The organism is Aquiflexum sp., from assembly GCF_041749095.1.
In the GTDB taxonomy this organism is placed as follows: domain Bacteria; phylum Bacteroidota; class Bacteroidia; order Cytophagales; family Cyclobacteriaceae; genus Aquiflexum.
Map to the genome: position 1 here is coordinate 1 of NZ_JBGTCA010000049.1, position 2,522 is coordinate 2,522.

Below are 2,522 nucleotides of genomic sequence, written 5' to 3' on the forward strand. Positions count from 1 at the left end.
CATGCAGTACAGGGGGATAGATTATTCCATTTCCGGGATCAACAATGACCTCAGGATTGTTAGTGGCGAGCATCAATACAGGTTCTTCAATCCCAAGCTTGGTTTTTCTTATGAAACAGAAAAAGGAAAAACCTGGTATGCGTCTTATGCAGTGGCCAACAGGGAACCGGTCAGAAGGGATTTCACAGACAGCCCGATTCTGGAAACACCTAGACACGAAACATTGCAAAATATAGAAGCCGGAATCAGGAACCAAAAAGGAAACCTGACCTACAATGCCAATTTCTTCTATATGAATTACAGGGATCAATTGGTGCTTACCGGACAGTTGAATGATGTGGGGGCTTATATCAGGGAAAATGTTGCCAATTCTTTCAGGGCAGGGATCGAGTTGGATGGTGCTTATAGGGTTTCGGATAAATGGACATTTGGCGGTAACCTGACATTGAGTAGAAATAAAATCGCAGAATTCACAGAGTATATCGATGATTATGCAGCCGCAGAATTCAGACAGGAAGTGATTGTGCATACTGATACCGATATCGCCTTCTCCCCAAATGTGATCGGGGCCGCAATTATAGATTTTAGGCCTTTCAAAAACTTTGAAATCAGTCTCCTCAATAAATATGTCGGGGATCAGTTTATGGATAATACTCAAAATGACAACAGAAAGCTCAATGCCTTCTTTACCAACGATATCAGATTGAATTATTCCTTAAGGCCTAGGTTTGTGAAAAATCTTGAATTTACCGTTTTGATCAATAATATTTTCAATCAGATGTATGAACCAAACGGATATACATTCAGCTATTTCCTGGCGGGAGAAGGAGCAACGGGAAGAGAACTTGTTACCGAAAACTTTTACTATCCACAAGCAGGAACCAATTTTCTTGCAGGCGTAAAAGTCAGGTTCTAAAAATTTGAATCCATATCGATTTGGTATTCCCACATTAATGCTGCAAAAGTTGATCCCATGACAAAATCAGTCATGGGATCATTTTTTTTGGAAAACCAAACAATAAACATTTTTCTCATTGGACCTATTTGGACAGCCCCTAATGACTTCGCATTTTCGACAAATTCAAAGCCTTTCAACCAGATTTCTGTTCCGAACATCATATCCACCAAATTTTTCTTACCAGGGTTTTGATAATCAAATACAGGCAGGATGTCTATTTTTCGGTCACCATTTGTTAACCAACCGACAAAAATTGGTCTGTCACCTACAATGGTTCCGTATTTTTCGCTGACAATAAAGCTCCAAACCACATCATCCGAATTGGTTTCAATCACACCAAACAGATTATCGGAATTTTCCAACACTTCTTGATAACCGCCAATATTAATCGATGTATTCCGACCGAAAAAAGTTAACCCTTCTCTATTGATTCCCTCATAGTTCATATTTCGGTTCAAATTGACCCAAGCGGTATCCCCTTTGTGAGAGATAAACTCATATGAAAGCTTTCTTTCAGATGATGCTGTCTCCAATGGACTGAACAATTTTGACCTGTACTTACTCTTAGTCCATCCTACTTTTACTTTAGTGACTTTAAAGGAATTATAATGATATCTGATCCTCCCTGTTCCTCCTTTCATCCCAACTTCAAATCTGTCTGCATTTTCATGAAGCTCGTCCGAAATAAACATTAGTTTCTGTGCTTGGGCTTCATTGGCATCAAAAAACAAAAACCCTAACAAAAAGCTTGCGATAAATAATCTGTTCATTGGTTTCATGGATCTCATGGCTTTAGATTTAGGATTGAATTCGAGCATTTTTCTACTGGAATAAATTTAGCGATAAAACCAAGTTACTTCCATCAATCAAACACTCAGGATTTTGCAATCAATACCATTACTTCAATTAATTTTTTGAAAAAATACTAAAATCAATTTCTAATCCCTTCAGCAAAAAAATTTTTGCCCCAAAGTGTCCTGTGTATAAGATTAAAATGATACTTGATCCCATTTTCCGAATAAGTATTGACGGTAAGGTTATTTTTGATGCCTAGAAACTTCCATAGATTGTCTATCCTGGGGAGTTCCATTTGGGTTTATTTTGGATTGTTGATCAACTTATAATAGTCATTAATGGTTATTCGGAGCGCATCTTTATCATTCTCTTCATCCAAGATGGTAATGTATTTGTCTTCGTCCCATAACTCAAATTTGGCGTTTTCAGTCAATAATGGATAGAATTCTTCTACAAATGCGAGGTGTTTATATTTATCTCCTCCTACAAAAACCAATTCGCCATTTATATTTTCTTGATCCGGATTCGACCATCTGATTTTTAAAGGCAAATCTTCAGAGGTAGATTCCACAAATATATACGCCTCATTTTTGACCCTGTTTAGAATTATAGACAATCCTAGCGTCATACTATCTTCCGTTTTAGCCCTTTTTCCAAGCCGGTAGATTGTCATTTTTGCATCTCTTCTAACCTCAACATCATAGTAAGCTGCCCTGATATTTTTGAAATACAACCTCTCAGCATCCCCCATGCTCATCGGACTATCCTC

Annotated in this window: 4 protein-coding genes; 1 reads left to right on the forward strand and 3 read right to left on the reverse strand. The window is 37.7% G+C overall.

The window, feature by feature from the left end; translation table 11 throughout:
* On the forward strand, positions 1 to 916 hold a 916-nt coding region (locus ACEW8O_RS03335), incomplete at its 5' end, for a TonB-dependent receptor domain-containing protein (RefSeq protein ID WP_373493206.1).
* On the opposite strand, the gene ACEW8O_RS03340 is transcribed toward ACEW8O_RS03335, so the two are convergent.
* The 3 genes from ACEW8O_RS03340 to ACEW8O_RS03350 all read right to left on the reverse strand — a co-directional run.
* Positions 913 to 1,746, reverse strand: a complete 834-nt coding sequence (locus tag ACEW8O_RS03340; RefSeq protein WP_373493207.1) for a hypothetical protein — start codon at positions 1,744 to 1,746, stop codon at positions 913 to 915. The two genes, ACEW8O_RS03335 and ACEW8O_RS03340, sit on opposite strands and share 4 nt — an antisense overlap.
* A gap of 143 nt (positions 1,747 to 1,889) precedes the next feature.
* Complete coding sequence (locus ACEW8O_RS03345) at positions 1,890 to 2,048, reverse strand: hypothetical protein (protein ID WP_373493208.1); 159 nt, start codon at positions 2,046 to 2,048, stop codon at positions 1,890 to 1,892.
* 6 nt (positions 2,049 to 2,054) lie between these two features.
* Positions 2,055 to 2,522: hypothetical protein (locus tag ACEW8O_RS03350; protein ID WP_373493209.1), on the reverse strand; the 468-nt coding region annotated here is incomplete at its 5' end.

What these genes read in the sequence shown, in the direction of transcription:
- ACEW8O_RS03340 (WP_373493207.1), bottom strand. Translation starts at nt 1,746, where the DNA reads ATGAGATCCATGAAACCAATGAACAGATTATTTATCGCAAGCTTTTTG.
- ACEW8O_RS03345 (WP_373493208.1), bottom strand. Translation starts at nt 2,048, where the DNA reads ATGGAACTCCCCAGGATAGACAATCTATGGAAGTTTCTAGGCATCAAA.